The sequence below is a fragment of the Nostoc sp. genome, assembly GCF_036916975.1.
Taxonomy (GTDB): domain Bacteria; phylum Cyanobacteriota; class Cyanobacteriia; order Cyanobacteriales; family Nostocaceae; genus Nostoc.
In genome coordinates this window covers 25,253-44,740 of the sequence record NZ_JBALFF010000037.1, presented here as the reverse complement: position 1 = coordinate 44,740, position 19,488 = coordinate 25,253, and the positions used below count along the sequence as shown (strand labels likewise).

The window sequence follows — 19,488 nt, the reverse complement described above, 5'->3', positions numbered from 1 at the left end:
TGTGAGACTCGCGCCAAACAATAAAAACGACCAACACCTCATTTTAGCGAATATATGACCCCGACTGTCTCTCAATCCCAGACCAAGTTTATCTCACAAGCAATTGAGCAACTGCGCTCTTTTTGTCAAGTTAATCTTCAGTCTACTTGGCTATATCAGGAATCTGACCTGATTATCACTGATGTTGTAGCTGCTGATTTGTCTGATTGGCAACCTGTCGAGTTGAATGCTAAAGAACATATCGCTTGGACAGGCAAAAAAAAAGTGTTATGGCTAGTGCAAAGATTGGTGGTTCCCCAAGATTTACAAGGCTATCCCTTAGCTGGGTTATCTTTGCGGCTGGCGCTGGTTTGGTGGGCGGATTCGGCTGAGATTTATGTGAATGGGGAGTTAGTGCTAGAGGGTGATTTATTTGATTGTTCGCCGAGAGTGCTTCTGAGTCAAGGGGTGACGCCAGGGGAAGAGTTTATTGTGGCTTTGCGGTTAGTGAGTCCGGGACATTGTGATGGGGCTTTAGTGCGATCGCTCCTAGTTTATCAGTCTACTGTTGATAATAATCCCGATCCGGGTTTTGTGGCTGATGAGTTAGCTGTGGTACAACTTTATTTGGAAAAATTTGCGCCACAGAGGTTGGATGCTTTGGCGGCGATGGTGGGGGAGGTTACGAACCGCAGAGGCGCAGAGGACACGGAGGAAGAGGGAGAGTTAGTAAGGTCGTTTTTGTCTCTACGTCAAAATTTAATTCAATCTGACATCTTAGCCTCGCTTTTTAAGGGGGGTTGGGGGGATGAAAAATCTAAAATTTTCTTGTTGGGTCATGCTCATTTAGATTTAGCATGGTTATGGCCTGTGAGTGAAACTTGGAATGCGGCGCAAAACACTTTTGAGTCGGTTTTGAAGTTGCAAGAAGATTTTCCTGAGTTAATTTTCTGTCATTCGACTCCCGCACTTTATGCTTGGATTGAAGAACATCGCCCGGATTTGTTTAGGGCGATTCAAGCACAGGTAGCTGCTGGAAGGTGGGAAGTTGTCGGCGGAATGTGGGTGGAACCAGAACTCAACCTGATTGCTGGTGAATCAATAGTCCGTCAGTTATTGTATGGTCAGCGCTACATAGAGGAAAAATTTGGTAAACTTTCAACTGTGGTGTGGGTTCCAGATTCTTTTGGTTTTTGTGCAACTTTACCGCAGTTTTTCGCTAATGCCGGAATTGAGTATTTTGTCACGCAGAAGTTGCGGTGGAATGATACTACTAAATTTGATTATGGGGCTTTTTGGTGGCGATCGCCTGACGGTAGCCAAGTCTTTAGTTTCATGTCTGCACCCATCGGTGAAGCTATAGACCCAGTTAAAATGGCATCCTACGCTGTTGAATGGCAAACTCAAACTGGTTTACCACAATCCCTCTGGCTTCCCGGTGTCGGCGACCACGGCGGCGGCCCCACCCGTGATATGTTAGAAACCGCCCAACGCTGGCAAAAGTCCCCTTTCTTCCCAGACTTAGAATTTACAACGGCTGAAAACTATTTACAGCAAATCAGTAAAGCAGTCAGAATTCAGGAGTCAGAATGGGCTAAACGCCCCGCTACCGCTAACAGGAGTCAGAATTCTCCCCCTACTTCCTCATCCCCCTCATTCCCCATCTGGAATGACGAACTATACTTAGAATTCCATCGCGGTTGCTATACTACACACGCAGATCAAAAACGCTGGAATCGGCGTTGTGAAAATTTATTGTATGAAGCTGAACTATTTGCTACCTTGGCAACCGTAAGCTGTGGTGTGACATATCCCAAAGCAGAAATCGAAGCAGCTTGGAAGCAGGTTTTATTTCAACAGTTTCATGATATTTTACCTGGTTCTTCAATTACCCAAGTTTACACAGATGCGTTGCCCGAATGGCAGCAAGTGGAACAAATGGGAACGAAGATATTACAAGAATCACTTTTAGCGATCGCATCTCACATTACCCTATCAGAACCACCAAAACCCTATAGTTTACCTATTTTCGTTTTCAATTCTCTCAATTGGCAACGCTCTGAGGTAGTCTCTGTAGACTTACCCACGCCAGCAACAGCTACCCAGCAATGGCAGATTTACGATACTTCTGGAAAGCAGCTTGTCTCCCAATTATCTCAACCATCAACACTATTATTTCTCGCCCCCGAAATTCCCCCCGTAGGCTACCGCATATTTTGGCTTTCCCCCTCATCCCCCTCATCCCCCTCATCTCCCCCATTCCTCCCAGACTGGATTTTAGAAAATGAATTTTTGCGAGTTTTTATCGATCCTGACACGGGAGACTTGTCAAGTGTCTTTGACAAAACTTATCAACGAGAAATTTTAAGTGGGGCGGGGAATCAACTACAAGCATTTAAAGACAGTGGTCAATATTGGGATGCTTGGAATATAGACCCAAATTACGGTCAACATCCCTTACCCTCAACAAATCTTCTATCTATTCAGTGGTTAGAACAAGGCCCAGTGCAAAGTCGTCTGCGGGTAGTGCGTCAGTTGGGTGAATCGGAATTTTGCCAAAATTATATTCTCCAAGCTGGTTCACCTCTGCTGAAAATAGCTACTACCGTTAATTGGCAAGAAAATCATGTATTAGTGAAAGCTGCTTTTCCTTTAAATCTTGAAGCAGACTTTGCTACTTATGAAATTCCCTGTGGCGCAATTCGCCGTCCAACTAAACCGCAAACTCCTGTAGAACAAGCAAAATGGGAAGTTCCCGCTTTGCGTTGGGCTGATTTAACAACAGAAGACACAATCCAAAATCCCAGTTGCGCTGGAAGCGCACCAAAGGTGCGACCTAAAATTCAAAATCGTTATGGTGTTAGTTTGCTGAATGATTGTAAATACGGTTACGACAGCAAACCAAATCAACTCCGCTTAACACTCCTCCGCAGTCCTAATTGGCCAGACTCAGAGGCTGATAGAGGTTTTCACGAGTTCACATATACCTTGTATCCTCATGCTGGTAGCTGGGAATCAGCCCATACAGTCAGGCGTGGCTATGAATTGAATATACCCTTGCAAGTGATATTGAATCCCGTTAATCAAAACCCACAGAAAAATTATCCCCTCTTTGCTAGCCAAAACGGGTTGGGGGTGAGGTTCCTAGATTTATCAGCTGAAAATTTAATCTTGATGGCCTTCAAGCCATCTGAAGATAATCCACAGCAGTTAATTCTGCGGTGTTATGAATGTCACGGAGAAACAGCCGAGTTATCTTTGCAAAGTGATTTAGGGTTAAATCTAGGAGATACAGTAGATTTATTAGAGCGTTCCTCTAATACTGAATTCTCATTTCAGCAACAAATCTTTACAATACAGCCGTGGAAAATCGCCAGTTTTAAGGTACAACCAGCGATTAATCCTTAGCTTGGAAGAGTCAATATAGACCTAACAAGAACAGCCTCTTTTCAAAGCGGGAAGGGGACTAAGATTCAAAGCCTCTCTTCTTGTAGGAGAGAGGAATGGAATTGAGGTCAAGCTGTACTAGCGTTGACTCCAAACTCCTAACTCCAAACTCCTAACTCCAAACTCCAAACTCCTAACTCCTAACTCCTAACTCCAAACTCCTAACTCCTAACTCCTAACTTTTTTAATCTTCGTGGTCATCAAAAGGATCGTTCAATTGCTTGCTAGGAGGGCCAAAGGAGGTATAAATCGAAATTCCGGTGATGGCAACCACTACGGCAGCCACAGAAATGCTAAGAACTATTGCGGGTTCCATAATTGAGGAATAGATGATGAGTGCTATTCTTATAGAATATTACAGAAGATTAAAAAAAGCTTTGGCAAGTAATATTAGGTGAAGTATGGCACAAAGGACTAGGTTGGGAGATATCCTGAAACCACTTAACTCTGAGTATGGGAAAGTGGCTCCAGGTTGGGGTACTACCCCTGTGATGGCTGTTTTTATTTTGCTATTTTTCGTGTTTTTGCTGATTATTCTGCAACTTTACAATAGAACACTGTTGGTTGAGGATGTAGTAGTCGATTGGCGGAGTTTAGGACGCTAACGGATACACAGCAATCAAGTTTGGATAACAAGTTAAGTTACACCCGGTTATTCCGGGTTTTTTTGTGAGTTGCGATTTGCTACTTGACAAAAATCCTTAATTTTGATAAGAATCTTAGGTATTTCCAACCAATAAATTATTCAACAGGTCGCGGCGTTAGCGATAGCGCAGCGTCTCTGTAGAGAGGAACAAGCGGCGTTCCTCCCCCACCATACATATCCCCCCACCATACATAAAAAAAAGTTGGTGTTCTTGAAGAACGCAAGAAGGGGTGGGTACTTCCGGCGGCTGCGGGGTGGTTATTGCAACAACAATCTGAGGAATTGCCGCTCTGCGTATCGTAACAACAACATCAGTTTTCAGGTTGTTGATTTTTGTTGCGATCGCTGCTCTGTGCCAGAGTTGGTGTATGGGAATACGTCGAGCGTGTTAAGAGTAGTCCAGACCTGTTGTTAAACTCTACAAACGAAATTGTATGCTCAGGTGGTTGATTTAATCAAACTCAGGTGGCCACAGTTCTGCGATCGCTAATTCCCAACCTGGAAGTAATTCTGGTATTGTCAGTTTATCCTTATTTTTTAAAACTACTGGTTCAAGGTTAGGGCGATAAACTGTTACTAAAAATTTGTCAGAGTCAATGAGAATACCCACTGTAGATCCAAGTTCTAGGAATAGTTTAATTTTTTCTTGGAGTGGTTTAATGCGATCGCTTTTCGATTTGACCTCAACCATCAGGTTTGGTACTAACTGCACAAAGTCACGCTGAGTCTTCTTGAGTCGTTCTGCTCGAACAAACGAAACATCTGGAGCGCGGAGGTTTCTTTTTTCCGGGTCGCCTCCAGTATCATCGGTTTCAATGCTGGGTAAGATAAAAGCAGCACTAGAACCAGTAACACGTCCCAGTTTGCGAGGCATGACCCATATATTCAAAAACGTTAGCAGACGAGAACCAATTTCGTCAGACTCATAATCGGATAGCCCGGTAACGATAATGTTTCCCTCTACTAGTTCCATCCGAAAATCAGGATTTTGTGACTGTAATTGTTCTAAGTCTTTAATTGTCAGAGACATAAAGCATCACTCGCTCGTGGGGCGTTAGCGTAGCTCGCCGCAGGCATCGCTTTCTATGATAGATGATTATTGAGTAGACTACATAATAATATGTGAGTCTATGTAGTGGTTTTAGAGTTTACAGGAGACAAAAAATGAATATATTTGGTATTGGTCTGCCGGAAATGGGTGTAATTATGGTAGTAGCCCTGTTAATCTTTGGCCCCAAAAAGCTGCCAGAAATTGGTCGGAGTGTAGGTAAAACAATTCGTAGTTTTCAAGAAGCTTCCAAGGACTTTCAAAACGAGTTTCAAAAAGAAGCAGAACAGTTAGAAGAAGCTGTCAAGACTACTGCTGAATTGGAACCTAAGCAAATCCACGCTGCTAAATCTGAACAGGATACCGCTAGTTCTTCTCAACCTAGTTAGGAGAGTGCAGCAGATCAATTGAATATAGGCAAAATGACAGAAGCTGTTACGCAACCAGCTTTGGTGATTCCCCAGCTAATTGTCGGGTTGGGGAATCCAGAAGCTAAGTACGACCAAACACGCCATAATATCGGCTTTGCGGCTGTAGAAACTCTCTCCCGTTCTTGGCGGATTCCCTTAGCAGAAAACCGCAAGTTTCAGGGTGAGTATGGTGAGGGAATCGCCCCAGGTAGAGGTAAAATTCGTTTGCTGAAGCCGTTGACTTATATGAATCGCTCAGGACAGGCAATTCAAGCGGTGACAAGTTGGTATAAATTGCCGCCTGAGTCAGTGCTGGTGATTTACGATGACATGGATTTGCCCTTGGGAAAAACTCGTTTGCGCTTATCTGGTTCGGCGGGGGGGCATAATGGGATGAAAAGTGCGATCGCACATCTTAGTACCCAAAACTTTCCTCGTTTGCGAATTGGTATTGGTAAACCTAAAGGTGCAGCTAATAACGATGATTCTGATGCTGTTTCTCATGTGTTAGGGCGATTTTCGGCAGCAGAAAATCAGCAGATGTCTCTTGTACTTCAGTTCGTGGTTGAGTGTATTGAACTAAGCCTCAATTCGGGAGTAGAAAAGGCGATGAATGTTTGTAATAGCCGCACCATTAATAATTCTGAGTCTTAGAGGTTGTTTAAAAAGCCCTGGCGATTAGAAATCACGGCTACACAAACAAAACCTGCCGACGCAGGTTAAGAATCCTTAATTTTCTCTTAGTCCACGGAGGTGGACGAGAGTTTGTGTAGTAGCGAATTCTATTCGCCTCATACTAGAAGTCACGCATACACAAACAAAACCTGCCGACGCAGGTTAAAAATCCTTAATTTTCTCTTAGTCCACGGAGGTGGACGAGAGTTTGTGTAGTAGCGAATTCTATTCGCCTCATACTGAAATTAGCCCTTGCCAGCATTTTGTCAAGGTGCTTTAATAGCGATGTCTGACGACAAGAAGCAGAGCTTCTACGCATTGGGCAAAACAGCCTACTTACAGAATATCTACAAGAGGCGCAGCGAATCGACATCAGACATCGCTGCTGGTGTTGATAAAATTAGAGACTCAAAACATTAAACTCAAAGATATGACAAGCTATTAGCATATCCTTGACACTAAATTCTCCCGAAAGTTGAATAGGAGTATATATGGAGCCAATCATTTTTATAGTTTTAGTGCTTATAGGTTATGCCTTAGGTTCTGCAAAACTGATTAATCAAGGTAATGAAGCCCTAGTCGAACGCCTGGGGCAGTATCATCGGAAACTTAAACCTGGGCTGAACTTTATTGTTCCCTTGGTAGATCAGGTTGTGATGGAAGATACTACGCGAGAGCAAATTTTAGACATCAAGCCTCAAGATGTGATCACCCAAGATAATATTTCTGTGGAAGTGGACGGTATTGTATACTGGCGCATTAAAGATATTATGAAAAGCTTTTACGAAATTGAGGATCTACAAGGAGCATTGACACAGGTGACTACAACCACGCTCCGCGAAATCATTGCCCAAAACACTCTGGAGCAGACCAATGTCTCCAGAGTGGAGATGCACTCAGCTTTGTTATTCGAGTTGAATAATATAACCAAAGATTGGGGAGTTGAAATTCTCCGGTTAGACCTTCAAAAAATTACCCTACCTGAGAGTGTACGAAAGTCGAGGGAAGAGGAGCAAGCTGCTGTAATCAAAAAACGGGCGCTAATTACCGAAGCAGAAGGGGAAAAAGAAGCTGCCATTAAAAAAGCAGAAGGAACTATGGCCTCAGTGCAAATTATTTCTCAAGCTCTCCGTTCCAATCCAGATAGTAGGGACATTCTGCGGTATCTCGTGGCTCAAGATTACGTAGATGCTAGCCAAAAACTTGGTGAAAGCACTAATGCCAAAATTGTCTTTGTAGACCCAGCCAACTCAAGTGAAATGTTTCAGGAGTTGATATCCCACCCAGATAATCCAGAAAGTAACGGCAAAAAACACGAAAACGGTAATACTTAAATAATTCGTAATTCGTAATTCGTAATTCGTAATTCGTAATTCGTCAATTTTGTTTTGTGACTCTTATTTAGATCCCGACCCAAAACGTTCTGCCTGTAGAGACTCTTGACTTAAATAAACCCCCAAAGTATCACCTTGTGCGGCTTGTCTCAGTAGGGCATCGGCTACTAGTGAAACATCGCGCATTTCTTGAACATCGTGAACTCGGAGGATATCAGCGCCATTAAAAATAGCAGCACAACAAGCTGCTGCCGTTCCCCAAACTCGTGCTTTGGGATCTGGTTGATTTAAAATCCGACCAATAAAACTTTTACGAGATGCTCCTACCAAGATAGGGCAATTGAGCGTTGAGAGCGATCGCAAGCGGCGAAAAATTTCTAAATTTTGCTCATAGTTCTTAGCAAAGCCAATACCAGGATCAATAATAATTTTATCCCGGTCGATGCCCGCAGTAGTTGCTACCTCAATTTGTCTTGCCAAAAAACTATAAATCTCTGTGAGCAAATCTTGATAATCAGTCTCTTGCTGCATTGTCTGTGGTGTTCCCCGGATGTGCATTAAAATAATCGGCACACCTAACTCTGCCACTGTTGGTAACATTTCTGAGTCAAAAGTGCCGCCAGAAATATCATTAATAATATCCGCTCCAGCTTCTACAGATGCCTTGGCTACAGCAGCACGGGTGGTATCGACAGAAATCGGGACTAAAATTTCTGGTCTTACCACCTGTAACACCGATAACACCCGCTCAAGTTCCTCAGCCAGAGTTATTTGCTTTGCCCCTGGTCGAGTTGATTGACCGCCCACATCAATAATGTCAGCACCAGCCGCTACCAGTGCTTGCGCCTGTACTAAAGCGGCAGAGGTAGTGTTAAAATCACCCCCATCACTAAAGCTATCAGGCGTTACATTCAAAATCCCCATTAAATAAGTGCGCTGTCCCCACTCGAAACAGCGTCCTCGAATTATTAAGTTGGTTGACATAAATTTACATTAGCCATTCCCATGCAGAGCATGGGAACGAGAATAAAGCACATCACAGCGACTGAAAATTCACAATTCGAGCGAAACTCTCAGCTTCCAAACTTGCTCCTCCTACTAAAACACCATCAATTTCTGGTTGAGCCATGATCTCATCAATATTATTCGGCTTAACTGAGCCACCATATTGAATTGATACATTTGGATTACTCAACTGGCTACGAATTAAGCCAATTATCCGATTCGCCTCCGTTACTTCACAAGTGTCACCAGTACCAATCGCCCAAATCGGTTCATAAGCAATCACCAAATTATCTTGATTGATATCTACCAAGCCTTTGTCGAGTTGGAGAGAAATCAGTGATTCAGTTTCTCCCGCATCTCGTTGTTGTTTAGTTTCGCCAACACATAGAATTGGGGTTAAACCAAACCTTTGAGCAGTTCGGAGGCGTAGATTAACGGTTGCGTCCGTTTCACAAAAGAATTGCCGTCGTTCGCTATGACCGACAATCACAAAGCGCACACCAAGTTCTGTCAGCATTGGCCCAGAAATTTCACCCGTATAGGCTCCATATTCTTCCCAGTGGACATTTTGTGCGCCCAGTTGGATGAGGCTACCGTGCAAACTCTTAGACAAAACACTTAAATCAGTGAACGGAGGACACAATATCACTTCTCGCCCTTGGGGGGTTTCCTCTAAGTGGGGCAGAAATCCTTGTAAAAACTCCTGGGTATCTGCCTGGGTTTTGTACATTTTCCAGTTGCCGGCAATAACGATTTTCCGCACAGTTAATTTAGTCAAGATCCTAACGAGTTATTTAGATGCATTTTTCAGTTTATGACTTTTTGTTAGTCATTAGTCATTAGTCCTTGGTCATTGGGCATTGGCGGTTATTAATTCTTGTCCCTCATCCCCCTCATCCCCCCTTGTCTCCTTTGTCTGCCTCATCTCGCCAAACCGCTCCTAAAAATAACTACGATAGTAAGTAGGTAGGCGTAATTAAATATAAGATCAAACCTCACCCTCAATCCCTCTCCTTATTCTTGTCGGGGGAAGCCGGATTGAGGGTGAGGTTTTATATTTAATTTGAACCACTTACTTAAATGGGATATATCTAAAATTTAAAATCTAAAATCTAAAATCTAAAATCTAAAATCTAAAATCTAAAATTAATATGACTTCCACATTGCCCATGCCTGAACCTCATCAAAGTGATTCCGCCAACACTGACGCAAATTCTCTCAGTTGGGAGGAAGAACTGGATAGTGCGATTTTCAGCTTTGAAGACATTCAAACAGAACTGAACTATAAACAAGCACAAACGGCGCTGCGAAATCTGGTAACGAATCTCGACCTCACCCCCCAAGAAAAAACCGGGTTAGAAGCCCAAATTGCGGATTTGGAAACTATGCTGGGGAAGTTAGACCGCATGGTGGTGCAGATTGCGGCTTTTGGCATGGTGGGACGTGGTAAGTCTTCGCTACTCAATGCTTTGGTTGGGCAAACAGTATTTGAAACTGGGCCGCTGCATGGTGTCACCCGTGCTGCACAAAGAGTTAATTGGAGTATTAGTGAGGAAGCGATTGGGGAAACTGAACATGCTTTGCGAGTTACTCTCCCTGGTGTCGGTCAATCGCAGGTGGAATTAATTGACACTCCTGGGTTAGACGAAGTAGATGGTGCAACCCGCGCCGCATTAGCTGAACAGATTGCAAAACTTGCGGATTTAATTCTATTTGTGATATCTGGCGATATGACGAAGCTAGAATACATGGCTCTTTCTCAGTTGCGGGAAGCAGGTAAACCAATCATTCTGGTGTTTAACAAAGTAGACCAGTATCCAGAAGCAGACCGGATGGCAATTTATCACAAAATCCGAGATGAGAGGGTGCGGGAATTACTTACACCCCTAGAAATTGTCATGGCTGCGGCATCGCCATTGGTGAAGACGGCGATTCGTCGCCCTGATGGTACTAGGGGCATACAGTTGCGTACAGGTAATGCCCAAGTTGAGGAACTCAAGCTGAAAATCTTGGAAATTCTCCACCGTGAGGGTAAAGCTTTGGTTGCTCTCAATACTATGCTTTATGCCGATATTGTAAATGAGCAGTTGGTAGAGCGAAAAGTGATGATTCGAGAACAAAATGCCAATGAGTTGATTTGGAACGCTGTTATGACTAAGGCATTAGCGATCGCACTTAATCCAATAACTGTGGTAGATATTCTCAGTAGTGTGGTAATTGATATTGCTCTGATTTTGGGTTTATCTAAACTCTATGGCTTCTCCATGACCGAAGCCGGGGCCGTCCAACTGCTGCAAAAAATCGCCCTGAGTATGGGCGGAATTGGTGCTAGTGAATTGTTAGCAAATCTGGGCTTGAGTGGATTGAAAACTTTACTTGGTATCTCTGCAACAGCTACCGCAGGTGTTGCCCTTGGCCCTTATATATCGGTGGCAATCACGCAAGCAGGAGTAGCTGGTGTTTCTTCTTACGGAATTGGACAAGTTACCAAAGTTTATTTAGCCAACGGGGCGACTTGGGGGCCTGATGGGCCAAAAGCAGTGATTAATCGGATTTTGGCAAACCTGGATGAGACTTCAATTCTCAACCGGATTAAAGATGAATTATTCCACAAGGTAAAACTCAAAAAGTAATGCATAAATGTGGAGTTAAACCACATCTATCTTGAAACCTATAGTTCTTCCATGATGAAAAGGATTTGCCCTCATCCCCCAACCCCGAATCCCAAATCTGGGATTCGGGGAGCCAGTATTTCAAACTCCCTCTCCCAAAACTGGGAGAGGGATTTAGGGAGAGGGCGAAAACTACGGTTCTCAACTTATATTAATAATTACGCTACACTTTCTGAGATGTCAGATTATCTGAAAAATACGTTGCTGAAGATTGAGAGTTTTTTCCAGCCAAGATAGGCTCTCCCTTTACTCCTCCACGGGTAAGAGTACAAATCTTATAAAGGTTTTCGCACTCAAAGATTGCCATAACTAGCTCTTTCCCCGTTTGATAAGAAGATGGTAAGGGTTTACCTACCTCGCATTCCATATCAATTTCGTTATCACGCCACTGTAACTTCCAAATACGCTTTTGGGTTATTGGTGCTTTGACAGACTGAGCAAAAGCACTATACACCTGCTCTGCTTTAATATCATCCTTGGCTGCTGGCACAAAAAACTTCATAGGCTTTGGTTACAAGTAACGTAAATTTTACGCTTCTTCAGCGTAACGCAGTTACCAAGGCAATCGGCTTCCATCCCACGAGAAAAACTGTCCACTATCGCCTTCTTGAAGCTGTTCGATGACAGTGAATAATTGAGTAACGGTGCGTTCCACTGTGAATAATTTTTCCGCAGGTACATTAACCTGAAAAGGACGGGAAAGGCGCGTATCAGTTGTACCAGGATGCAATGTTACTATTAATGTTTTAGGAGAACTTCTTTTATACTCAATTGCCGCAGTTCGCATCAACATATTGAGTGCTGCTTTAGAGGCACGATAGCCATACCATCCACCAAGTTGGTTATCGCCAATACTGCCCAATTTAGCAGAAATAGTGGCAAACACGCTGCGTTCTCCATGACGAAACAAAGGCAATAGATGTTTAGCTAGTAAGACAGCACCAATACTATTTATCTGAAAGTAGCGCAGCAAATTTTCTGAATTGATCTGTTTTAAGCTTTTTTCAGGTTGCAAATTATCTTCATGCAACAGTCCTACACAGTTGACTACCAAATGCAGTTTATCAACTTGGGTACGTATTTTTTTAACAGTTTCAACAATCTGTAATTCGTCAGTAATATCCATCTTTAGACAAATTAATCGCTCAGAATGTTCGCTTGTAAGAGCTATTAAATCAAAGGCTGATTCCGGTTGACGAGAAGTTGCATAAATTTTGGCTATTCTGTCATCTTGTAGTAATTTCTTTACAAAACCTAAACCAATACCTTGGTTGGCTCCTAGAATCAATGCGTTGACAGGATTAATTTCATCGATAAAAGACATGTTAATTTATGATTTTACAAGAGTTAAACTTAATATAGCGGTTCTCAATTGAGTGAGGTATAAGAATCCCACCCCCAACCCCCTCCCCGCAAGCGAGGAGGGGGCTATGATGTAGGAAAAGCTATGAAAATTAGGATAAAATATTGGGTTTTGGTTCGCTTAAGTCAACAGAATAAAGTTAACAAGCTTAGAATAATTTTAGTTTATTTACCAATACAAAACTTGCTAAAAATTTTATCTAAAACTGATTCTGTAACCTCTTCTCCGGTAATTTCTCCTAGTGCTTGAATTGCACCACGTAAGTCAATTGTCCAGAAATCTAGAGGGAGTTGTTGGGCAATTGTTGATTGTACTTGCTCTAAGGAAATTTTAGCTTGAGTTAAGGCTGCTGCTTGCCTTTGGTTAATGGCTATATCCATATCAGCAGCTTGGACTTTACCCGATTTAACTATCTCTAAAATTGCTGTTTCTAAAGCATCAATGCCTTGGTTTTGGGCTGCGGCTGTGACTATTTTAGATTTTGGATTTGGGATTTTGGATTGAAGATATTTGCTTTCGTCTTCTTCTAATAAATCGATTTTGTTAATAACTAGAATTAATGGACGGTGTTGCACTTGTTCGTAAATTTCTCGATCGCCTTTCGTCCAGCCTGCTGAAGCATCAATGGTAAGCAAGACTAAATCAGCTGCATTTGCAGCACGACGCGATCGCTCTACGCCAATTTTTTCTACTTGGTCTGTTGTTTCCCGAATCCCTGCTGTATCTAGCACTTGTACAGGAATTCCTCCGACAACTAACTGCGATTCCACCACATCGCGGGTTGTACCGGGTAAGTCAGTCACAATGGCGCGATCGCTCTGGCTCCAAGCGTTCAATAAGCTCGACTTACCCACATTCGGACGCCCCACAATTGCCACTTTTAAACCTGTGCGTAGCAACTCACCTTTGTCTTTGGTTGCCAATAACCTAGTTATTTCTGCGGCAATTTTCTCGATTTCTGATATTATGACTTTATCATCCAACGGCGGCAAATCTTCCTCAAAATCGATTCGAGCTTCGATTTCTGCCAAGATATCTAAACAGTTGGCGCGTAACTGCCGGATCGGATGAGCTAATTTTCCCTGCAAACCAGCTAAGGCAGTTTGGGCAGCTTGAGGCGATTTAGCTCCCACTAAATCAGCAATACCTTCAGCTTGAGTTAAATCCAATCGTCCATTCAAAAAGGCGCGGAGAGTAAATTCTCCAGGTTGGGCTAGTCTAGCGCCGTTTTCCAAACACAGTTGTAATACTTGCTGTACTGCCATAATTCCCCCGTGGCAATGGAATTCCACCACATCTTCACGGGTGTAAGAACGGGGTGCTTTCATAATCAGCAACAAGGCTTCATCTACCAGTTGTCGCGTTTGGGGATGGCGAATATAACCGTAGAGAATCCGGTGACTTTCCCAAACTTGTCTCCCTGGTGCGTGAAAAAGAGTTTGGGCTAAAGCCATTGCTTGGGAACCGGACACCCGCACAATACCAACACTACCCTGTTGGGGGACAACAGCAGTGGCGATCGCAGCGATAGTTCCAGTAGTAGCAAAAACTTCTGACATGAGCGCCCTTCATAAGAGTGAGAAGTTAAGAGTCAAAATCATAACTCATAACTGATAACTTTGTGACATACTCCACACACTCTGTAACCAAAATGAAAAACAAACAATTAAGGTTAAGAATGTCAGAACGTAGGTTTAATAAGCTTCAAAATTATGCCACTTATGCAGACAAAACCATGACTCAGGTGATTGATGAACTTATTGACTCGTTGCCAAACACAGAAAAAGGCGACTCCTCATCGACCCCTTGCCCTGTCAAACCGCAGGTTTGAATTAGTTAGGGGTCAATTCGTCGTCGCCCAAAAATTCATCCCACACTCCGTCTAGTGAGTGTGGGGCAACATTAGTTTAAGCTAAATGGTAAATATTTAGACTAATGGGATGGCAACTGGCAAGGTAAAATTTACCTGGAGGGTAATGCCTGATAATAAAGAGTTAAGAGTGAAAATTATAACTCACAACTCATAACTTTTAGAGAGAGGAATTTATTGTGGAGCAAAAAATTAACTGTGCTGTAGCCTGTGTTAACGGGTGTGTTTTAGGGGATAAATGCCCCAATATCGAGTTTAGAGAGGCCACTGCAAAATTTATTGAAGAGACTCCCTTAGATAAAATGTTGGAGTTGGCACAAGAACGCTTGCGGAAAAAAATGACGGAACCGCCAAAATGGGTTTTTCCTGAAGATCCATAGGATTACCGCCAACAGGCTCAAGCAAAACAGTGTAAAGGTTAAATAGTATCTGGATCTATATTTAATTCTCGCAGTTTTGCCGCCAAGCGATCGCTACGTTGCTTTTCTTGTTCAGCCTGTTGTGCAACTTCTTCCGGTGTTGCAACCAGTTCTGCTTTAGGAGTGAAAAAGCGTAACTTTTCTTGATAAACCCCTAAATATAAACCTAGCTGTTGACTCCACAACCAGCCTTGTGAATTGGGTTCTAGTGGTTGATATTCACCATCAAGCAAATGAAACCCTGTAAATTCTAAGGTTTCTGGGTCAAACCAGAAGTAATCTGGTGTGCGAAATATATCTTGGTAAATTTGTTTTTTTAGACCCTTATCAGTCTCGCCTGTGCTATTTGAGAGAATTTCTATAATTAGATTGGGATATTTGCCATCTTCTTCCCAAACAACCCAGCTTTTACGGGGTTTGCGTTCAGTCCCTAGTACTACAAAAAAATCTGGTCCTCGGAAGTTTTCTGATTTGCGCTGGCGTGGACTGTAGTAAATAGTGAGATTACCCGATGCATAAAAATCATTACGACTTTGCCACAGCCACTCTAAGCATTGAATCAGCAGTGTCATTTGTAGCCGATGTAAGTCAGTTTCCAAAGGCGGTTCGTCACTATATAAATCCCCTGGCGGAAATATAACATCTTTTGGGGTTGCTAAATCTTGGACAACAGACATGGCAGCAAGTGTCTTAGTGCTATAAGTTTAGCGTAGCAGTGAGGAGCGTAGACGCTATCTATAAAAACCGTTCAATGATGATCTTGTATATAAGTAAGTGGCTCAAATTAAATATAAGACCTCACCCTCAATCCGGCTTCCCTCTCCAAAATATCGGAGAGGGATTGAGGGTGAGGTTTATTATATGTTTAATTACGTCTACCTACTTATACGTTCCTTAACTTCATTTTAAATATCTAACCCAACAACCATTAACTCAGGCGGATGCTCAACAATGAACTGGTAATTTATCTCTCGTCGCTCTTGGGGTGGAAGAGTTAACTGCCATTCTAAAATCCCCATTTCACCAAGTTGAATTTGTGGGTTGCTGCGATTGAGACGCACTTTAATTTGCTCGTTGCGACTCACTGGTAATTGTTCAGTTAGTTTTAGATTTACTTCTTTCTCTAATAAGTTAGTAATGAACAACCGATAACTATAAGTAATCCGGCGCTGGTTGCTAATTAATTTTTTATCTACCAGACGTTCAACTAAATCGCGCTCAATTTTAAAACCTTCATCAATCCCTAAGTTCAATTTGAATTCTTGCCCTGGTGCAATATTTTCTAACTGAGTGGTTCCGATAAAAACATTGTCGCGGAAAATATTCGCTTTGCCTGGTAACAGAGTTGCACCATTGGGATTATTTTTTACATTAGCTTGCAAATAAGCAAAACTTACTAAGCGCGGCATTGCCACATAATCGAACCTACAAGGATAATCATCATTGAAAATTGTAGTTTTATGAGGTGCGCCGTCACTGGGAATGTTACCACCACCATTCAATTTAAAGGTAACTACACTCCCTTCTTTAGATACTTCTGCTGTAACGGTTTCTGCTGGAATCAGACTATCTTCTGCAACTTCATCTTCTCCTTGCCAATTTGTAGCAGCAGCAGGCGGCTCTGCTATGGTAGGGAGCAGTGGTGGCTGGGCAGCAAATCGTCGTTGTCGTAACATTTGTGGACGTGGCGCATCAATATACCAGGGTTCAAGTTTGGGTGGGAGTGTACCTAATCCTGGTTTAGCGGTAGAAAGGGTGAGATTTGCACCAATCCAATCTTCACCACTACTTTGAGTGATTTCTGCAAGGTAGCTCAGATGGACAATATCGCTGGTAGTGCTAAAGCGCAAGTCATATAGTGGAGTCCAACTGGCGCGATTCACCAAATATGATACCTCTAGCTCAAACTTGCCTTCACCTGCAACTTCAACTCCTACAACTAAGCTAAAACTCTCTTTAGGATGGGGTGTTTGGATTTTTTGCAATGAGGTGTGGAGTGCTTGCAGTTGTTTGTCTAATTCCTGTTGTTGGGTTTTGCACTCTCCAGATGCGATCGCATACTCACTATACTGGCTTCCGAGAAAGTTCAAAAAATCTAAAGTTTCGCTAAGACTGAGATTTTTCCGAGACAAACTCTGTGCAAAGGGTTCTTCTGTTTTTTCACGTAATCCGTCGATAAAATTAGACTGTAATGCTAAAGCATCGACTTGGGCTTGCAGGTGGCGTTTTTCTGCTTCTAATTGCTGAATTTGCCTTGTTAAATGTGCAAGCTCCGCTACAGGCTCAGTAGTGTAGATGCGATCGCTACTTACTCCTAGCATTCGCACCCCTACCGTACCACTACCACTAACCCTAACAGACTCAGTTTCCATCTCTGGCACTGGGGTAATTACTAGTTCCTGCTCAATTCCTGCTAAATCAACTACACCCCGCCGTGTAACCAATGCTCTGTCAGCGTACACTGTGACAGCTACAATCTCGCTTTGTACTGTTTTACGCCAAGACGGTATTTCCGGGTTAACCACTGCCAGTTTTCCCCCATTTTTGATGGTTCTGCTGGTTAATTGTCAATGCTTCCCGGTCTACCCGTCAACCCCTTGAGGTAATTCGTAATTCGTAATTACGAATTATCCGTTAGTTGGTTCAAGGGTACTAGAAGCAGGATCAGCGTTTTGCTGTACAAAATTCTTTGCCGCAGCTAGGAGATAATCATAGTAGGCACGAGCGACGATCGATAGCTGTTTGCCAGATGGGTAAACCATGTACCAATTTCGGTGAATGGGGAAGTGTTGTACATCTAAAATGCTAAACTCGGAAGCGTCTAATAGTAAGGTATGACGGGATAAAACAGAAATTCCTAAACCACCTGCGATCGCTTGTTTAATTGCTTCGTTACTTCCCAATTCCAGCTTGACTTTTACTATAACCCCTTGTTCTTCAAATAGACTTTGGACGGCGCGACGAGTTCCTGAACCTGGTTCCCGCATAATAAAAGGTTCATTAGACAGGCGTTGGATCGGAATATTTTTTTCTTTGGATAACGGATGATTAACTGGTGCAAAGACTATCAAAGGATTTTCTAAAAATGGTTCACAAGTCACATCCATATTGTCTGGAACTTGGCTCATAATATATAAGTCGTCCAGATTATTACTCATCCTTTCCAAGATTTGTTCGTGATTTGTTACTTGCAGCGAGATATCAATCCCTGGATAAAGTTCGCAAAACGGCCCTAACAAACGTGGAATAAAATATTTTGCTGTTGTAATCACTGCTAAACGTAATTGTCCCTGTTTTAGCCCTTTTAAATCTGCTACCTTCATTTCATACTGGGCTATATTTTCAAAAATCTGCCGACAAGTAGCAAATAATTCTCGTCCGGCTTCGGTGAGATACAACCGCTTCCCCACTTGCTCAAATAATGGCAACCCTACCGATTTTGTTAGTTGCTTGATCTGCATCGAAACGGTAGGTTGAGTGAGAAACAATTCCTCAGCAGCGCGAGTAAAGCTACTGTGCCGTGCTGCCGCCTCGAATACCTTTAACTGATGCAGCGTCGCTTGCTTCAAAGGTGGTTCTCCTGTATATAGCTATTGATCGATATAAAACTAGTATTACTGAACAGTTGCAAATCCTATCGCAATGCTCATAGAAAGTTATGAGTTTTATATATTATAGATAAAACTCTATTACTTCTATTAAAATAAAGGTATTTTATTTATGGATTCAAGAAGCTATTATCAGAACAACAAGAAAAGCGTAAGATTCCTTCCAATTCTTGATGAATGATGATTTTCCCAAATTCATTTATCATCATTCATCATTCCATAATTCTTCTGCAACTTTTGTTGGTAGCTTGGTTAAATCTGGTAATCTTAGTACCTCAATTTCGGCAACTTGTTCTTTAATATTCACTGGTAAGTTTAACGGTTCGCGTTCTTCTATCCAGCAGCTTGCTAATGGCAAAGTTTGCTCCATTTCATCTAACGGTCGGGGAATTACCATTACTGCATTTAATTCTCCAATGCGTTCTGCCTCAAACATTCCCGCTTCCACTGCTACTGCTACATTTGCTACCGAACCCCGAATAATGGCTGTACACAATCCCGCACCAATTTTTTCATAAGCTGCTAAATGAACATCAGCAGCTTTGAGCATGGCATCACATGCGCCTACCATCGCTGGAAATCCTCGCGTTTCTACCAAACCAATTGCTTGGTTACTCAGACGGCTGTAATTCCCCTGTTCCATCAATTTAGTAAAACGGGTTGTGATGGGAAGTACTATATCTAGGTTGGCATAAGGTCGGGGAATTACTAAGCTAGAAACCAACTGACCAAACTGTTCAGCCGTTTGGACACCAGATTCTACGGCAAGACGCACGTCAGCAATTCCACCCCGGACGATCGCAGTACAATGCCCGCTACCAGTTTTTTCATACCCAATTAGGTGAACTCCTGCTGATTTGAGCATCATATCCGCCGTCCCAACTATTGCTGGAAAGCTGCGGGTAGAAACTAAACCCAAAGCAGTATCCTGAAAGGTTTCTTGACTACTCGCTCCATGCATGGTATTCATAGACCGTTGATTAGATGTTTCCATTATGAACTTTCCCAGATA

At 42.7% G+C, this 19,488-nt stretch carries 20 protein-coding genes; 9 read left to right on the top strand and 11 right to left on the bottom strand.

Annotated elements, in window-relative coordinates; all coding sequences use genetic code 11:
- The first annotated feature begins 54 nt into the window (after positions 1 to 54).
- Positions 55 to 3,387 carry an alpha-mannosidase gene (locus V7K73_RS08265; protein ID WP_334878865.1) on the top strand — a complete coding sequence of 1,111 codons (3,333 nt, stop codon included), beginning with the start codon at positions 55 to 57 and terminating at the stop codon, positions 3,385 to 3,387.
- Positions 3,388 to 3,610: 223 nt separating this feature from the next.
- Here the strand turns inward: V7K73_RS08265 and psbN are convergent, their stop codons facing one another.
- Positions 3,611 to 3,742, bottom strand: coding sequence for a photosystem II reaction center protein PsbN (gene psbN, locus V7K73_RS08260; protein ID WP_100901201.1), 132 nt, complete (start codon positions 3,740 to 3,742; stop codon positions 3,611 to 3,613).
- 85 nt (positions 3,743 to 3,827) lie between these two features.
- Here psbN and psbH point away from each other — a divergent pair, with 85 nt between their 5' ends.
- Complete coding sequence (gene psbH / locus V7K73_RS08255; RefSeq protein ID WP_109011888.1) at positions 3,828 to 4,031, top strand: photosystem II reaction center phosphoprotein PsbH; 204 nt, start codon at positions 3,828 to 3,830, stop codon at positions 4,029 to 4,031.
- 492 nt (positions 4,032 to 4,523) lie between these two features.
- Here the strand turns inward: psbH and V7K73_RS08250 are convergent, their stop codons facing one another.
- A complete protein-coding gene (locus V7K73_RS08250; RefSeq protein WP_334878861.1) occupies positions 4,524 to 5,102 on the bottom strand; it encodes a Uma2 family endonuclease in 579 nt (192 codons plus the stop codon).
- A gap of 134 nt (positions 5,103 to 5,236) precedes the next feature.
- On the opposite strand from V7K73_RS08250, the gene V7K73_RS08245 reads away from it, so the two are divergent.
- The 4 genes from V7K73_RS08245 (at position 5,237) to V7K73_RS08230 (ending at position 7,539) form a co-directional block, all read left to right on the top strand.
- Positions 5,237 to 5,509 (top strand): TatA/E family twin arginine-targeting protein translocase, encoded by a 273-nt coding sequence (locus tag V7K73_RS08245; protein WP_334878859.1) that lies wholly within the window; start codon positions 5,237 to 5,239, stop codon positions 5,507 to 5,509.
- Positions 5,510 to 5,542: 33 nt separating this feature from the next.
- Positions 5,543 to 6,184 (top strand): aminoacyl-tRNA hydrolase, encoded by a 642-nt coding sequence (pth, locus tag V7K73_RS08240; protein ID WP_334878857.1) that lies wholly within the window; start codon positions 5,543 to 5,545, stop codon positions 6,182 to 6,184.
- A gap of 306 nt (positions 6,185 to 6,490) precedes the next feature.
- Positions 6,491 to 6,625 (top strand): hypothetical protein, encoded by a 135-nt coding sequence (locus V7K73_RS08235; protein ID WP_334878855.1) that lies wholly within the window; start codon positions 6,491 to 6,493, stop codon positions 6,623 to 6,625.
- A gap of 71 nt (positions 6,626 to 6,696) precedes the next feature.
- Positions 6,697 to 7,539: an SPFH domain-containing protein gene (locus tag V7K73_RS08230; RefSeq protein ID WP_334878853.1), complete on the top strand. Its 843-nt coding sequence runs from the start codon at positions 6,697 to 6,699 to the stop codon at positions 7,537 to 7,539.
- Positions 7,540 to 7,602: 63 nt separating this feature from the next.
- On the opposite strand, the gene folP is transcribed toward V7K73_RS08230, so the two are convergent.
- Entirely contained in the window at positions 7,603 to 8,523 is a 921-nt protein-coding gene (gene folP / locus V7K73_RS08225) for a dihydropteroate synthase (RefSeq protein WP_334878851.1), read from the bottom strand.
- Positions 8,524 to 8,575: 52 nt separating this feature from the next.
- A complete protein-coding gene (gene tpiA / locus V7K73_RS08220; protein ID WP_334878849.1) occupies positions 8,576 to 9,307 on the bottom strand; it encodes a triose-phosphate isomerase in 732 nt (243 codons plus the stop codon).
- A gap of 388 nt (positions 9,308 to 9,695) precedes the next feature.
- Here tpiA and V7K73_RS08215 point away from each other — a divergent pair, with 388 nt between their 5' ends.
- A complete protein-coding gene (locus V7K73_RS08215; protein ID WP_334878848.1) occupies positions 9,696 to 11,177 on the top strand; it encodes a GTP-binding protein in 1,482 nt (493 codons plus the stop codon).
- Positions 11,178 to 11,379: 202 nt separating this feature from the next.
- On the opposite strand, the gene V7K73_RS08210 is transcribed toward V7K73_RS08215, so the two are convergent.
- From V7K73_RS08210 to mnmE, 3 genes are all read right to left on the bottom strand, one after another.
- Complete coding sequence (locus tag V7K73_RS08210) at positions 11,380 to 11,718, bottom strand: hypothetical protein (protein WP_334878846.1); 339 nt, start codon at positions 11,716 to 11,718, stop codon at positions 11,380 to 11,382.
- 51 nt (positions 11,719 to 11,769) lie between these two features.
- Positions 11,770 to 12,540: an SDR family NAD(P)-dependent oxidoreductase gene (locus tag V7K73_RS08205; RefSeq protein WP_334878844.1), complete on the bottom strand. Its 771-nt coding sequence runs from the start codon at positions 12,538 to 12,540 to the stop codon at positions 11,770 to 11,772.
- Positions 12,541 to 12,743: 203 nt separating this feature from the next.
- Positions 12,744 to 14,138 carry a tRNA uridine-5-carboxymethylaminomethyl(34) synthesis GTPase MnmE gene (gene mnmE / locus V7K73_RS08200; protein WP_334878842.1) on the bottom strand — a complete coding sequence of 465 codons (1,395 nt, stop codon included), beginning with the start codon at positions 14,136 to 14,138 and terminating at the stop codon, positions 12,744 to 12,746.
- Positions 14,139 to 14,257: 119 nt separating this feature from the next.
- Here mnmE and V7K73_RS08195 point away from each other — a divergent pair, with 119 nt between their 5' ends.
- Both V7K73_RS08195 and V7K73_RS08190 read left to right on the top strand, forming a co-directional pair.
- Positions 14,258 to 14,410 (top strand): hypothetical protein, encoded by a 153-nt coding sequence (locus tag V7K73_RS08195; protein ID WP_334878840.1) that lies wholly within the window; start codon positions 14,258 to 14,260, stop codon positions 14,408 to 14,410.
- A gap of 218 nt (positions 14,411 to 14,628) precedes the next feature.
- On the top strand, positions 14,629 to 14,829 hold the full coding sequence (locus tag V7K73_RS08190; protein WP_109011825.1) for a hypothetical protein: 201 nt from the start codon (positions 14,629 to 14,631) through the stop codon (positions 14,827 to 14,829).
- Between the two features lie 38 nt (positions 14,830 to 14,867).
- Here the strand turns inward: V7K73_RS08190 and V7K73_RS08185 are convergent, their stop codons facing one another.
- From V7K73_RS08185 to V7K73_RS08170, 4 genes are all read right to left on the bottom strand, one after another.
- Positions 14,868 to 15,545 (bottom strand): Uma2 family endonuclease, encoded by a 678-nt coding sequence (locus tag V7K73_RS08185; RefSeq protein ID WP_334878837.1) that lies wholly within the window; start codon positions 15,543 to 15,545, stop codon positions 14,868 to 14,870.
- Positions 15,546 to 15,773: 228 nt separating this feature from the next.
- Entirely contained in the window at positions 15,774 to 17,393 is a 1,620-nt protein-coding gene (locus V7K73_RS08180; RefSeq protein ID WP_334878835.1) for a mucoidy inhibitor MuiA family protein, read from the bottom strand.
- A 102-nt stretch (positions 17,394 to 17,495) separates the two neighbouring features.
- Complete coding sequence (locus tag V7K73_RS08175) at positions 17,496 to 18,437, bottom strand: LysR family transcriptional regulator (protein WP_334878833.1); 942 nt, start codon at positions 18,435 to 18,437, stop codon at positions 17,496 to 17,498.
- Between the two features lie 244 nt (positions 18,438 to 18,681).
- Positions 18,682 to 19,470: a BMC domain-containing protein gene (locus tag V7K73_RS08170; RefSeq protein ID WP_334878831.1), complete on the bottom strand. Its 789-nt coding sequence runs from the start codon at positions 19,468 to 19,470 to the stop codon at positions 18,682 to 18,684.
- Between the last annotated feature and the right edge of the window lie 18 nt (positions 19,471 to 19,488).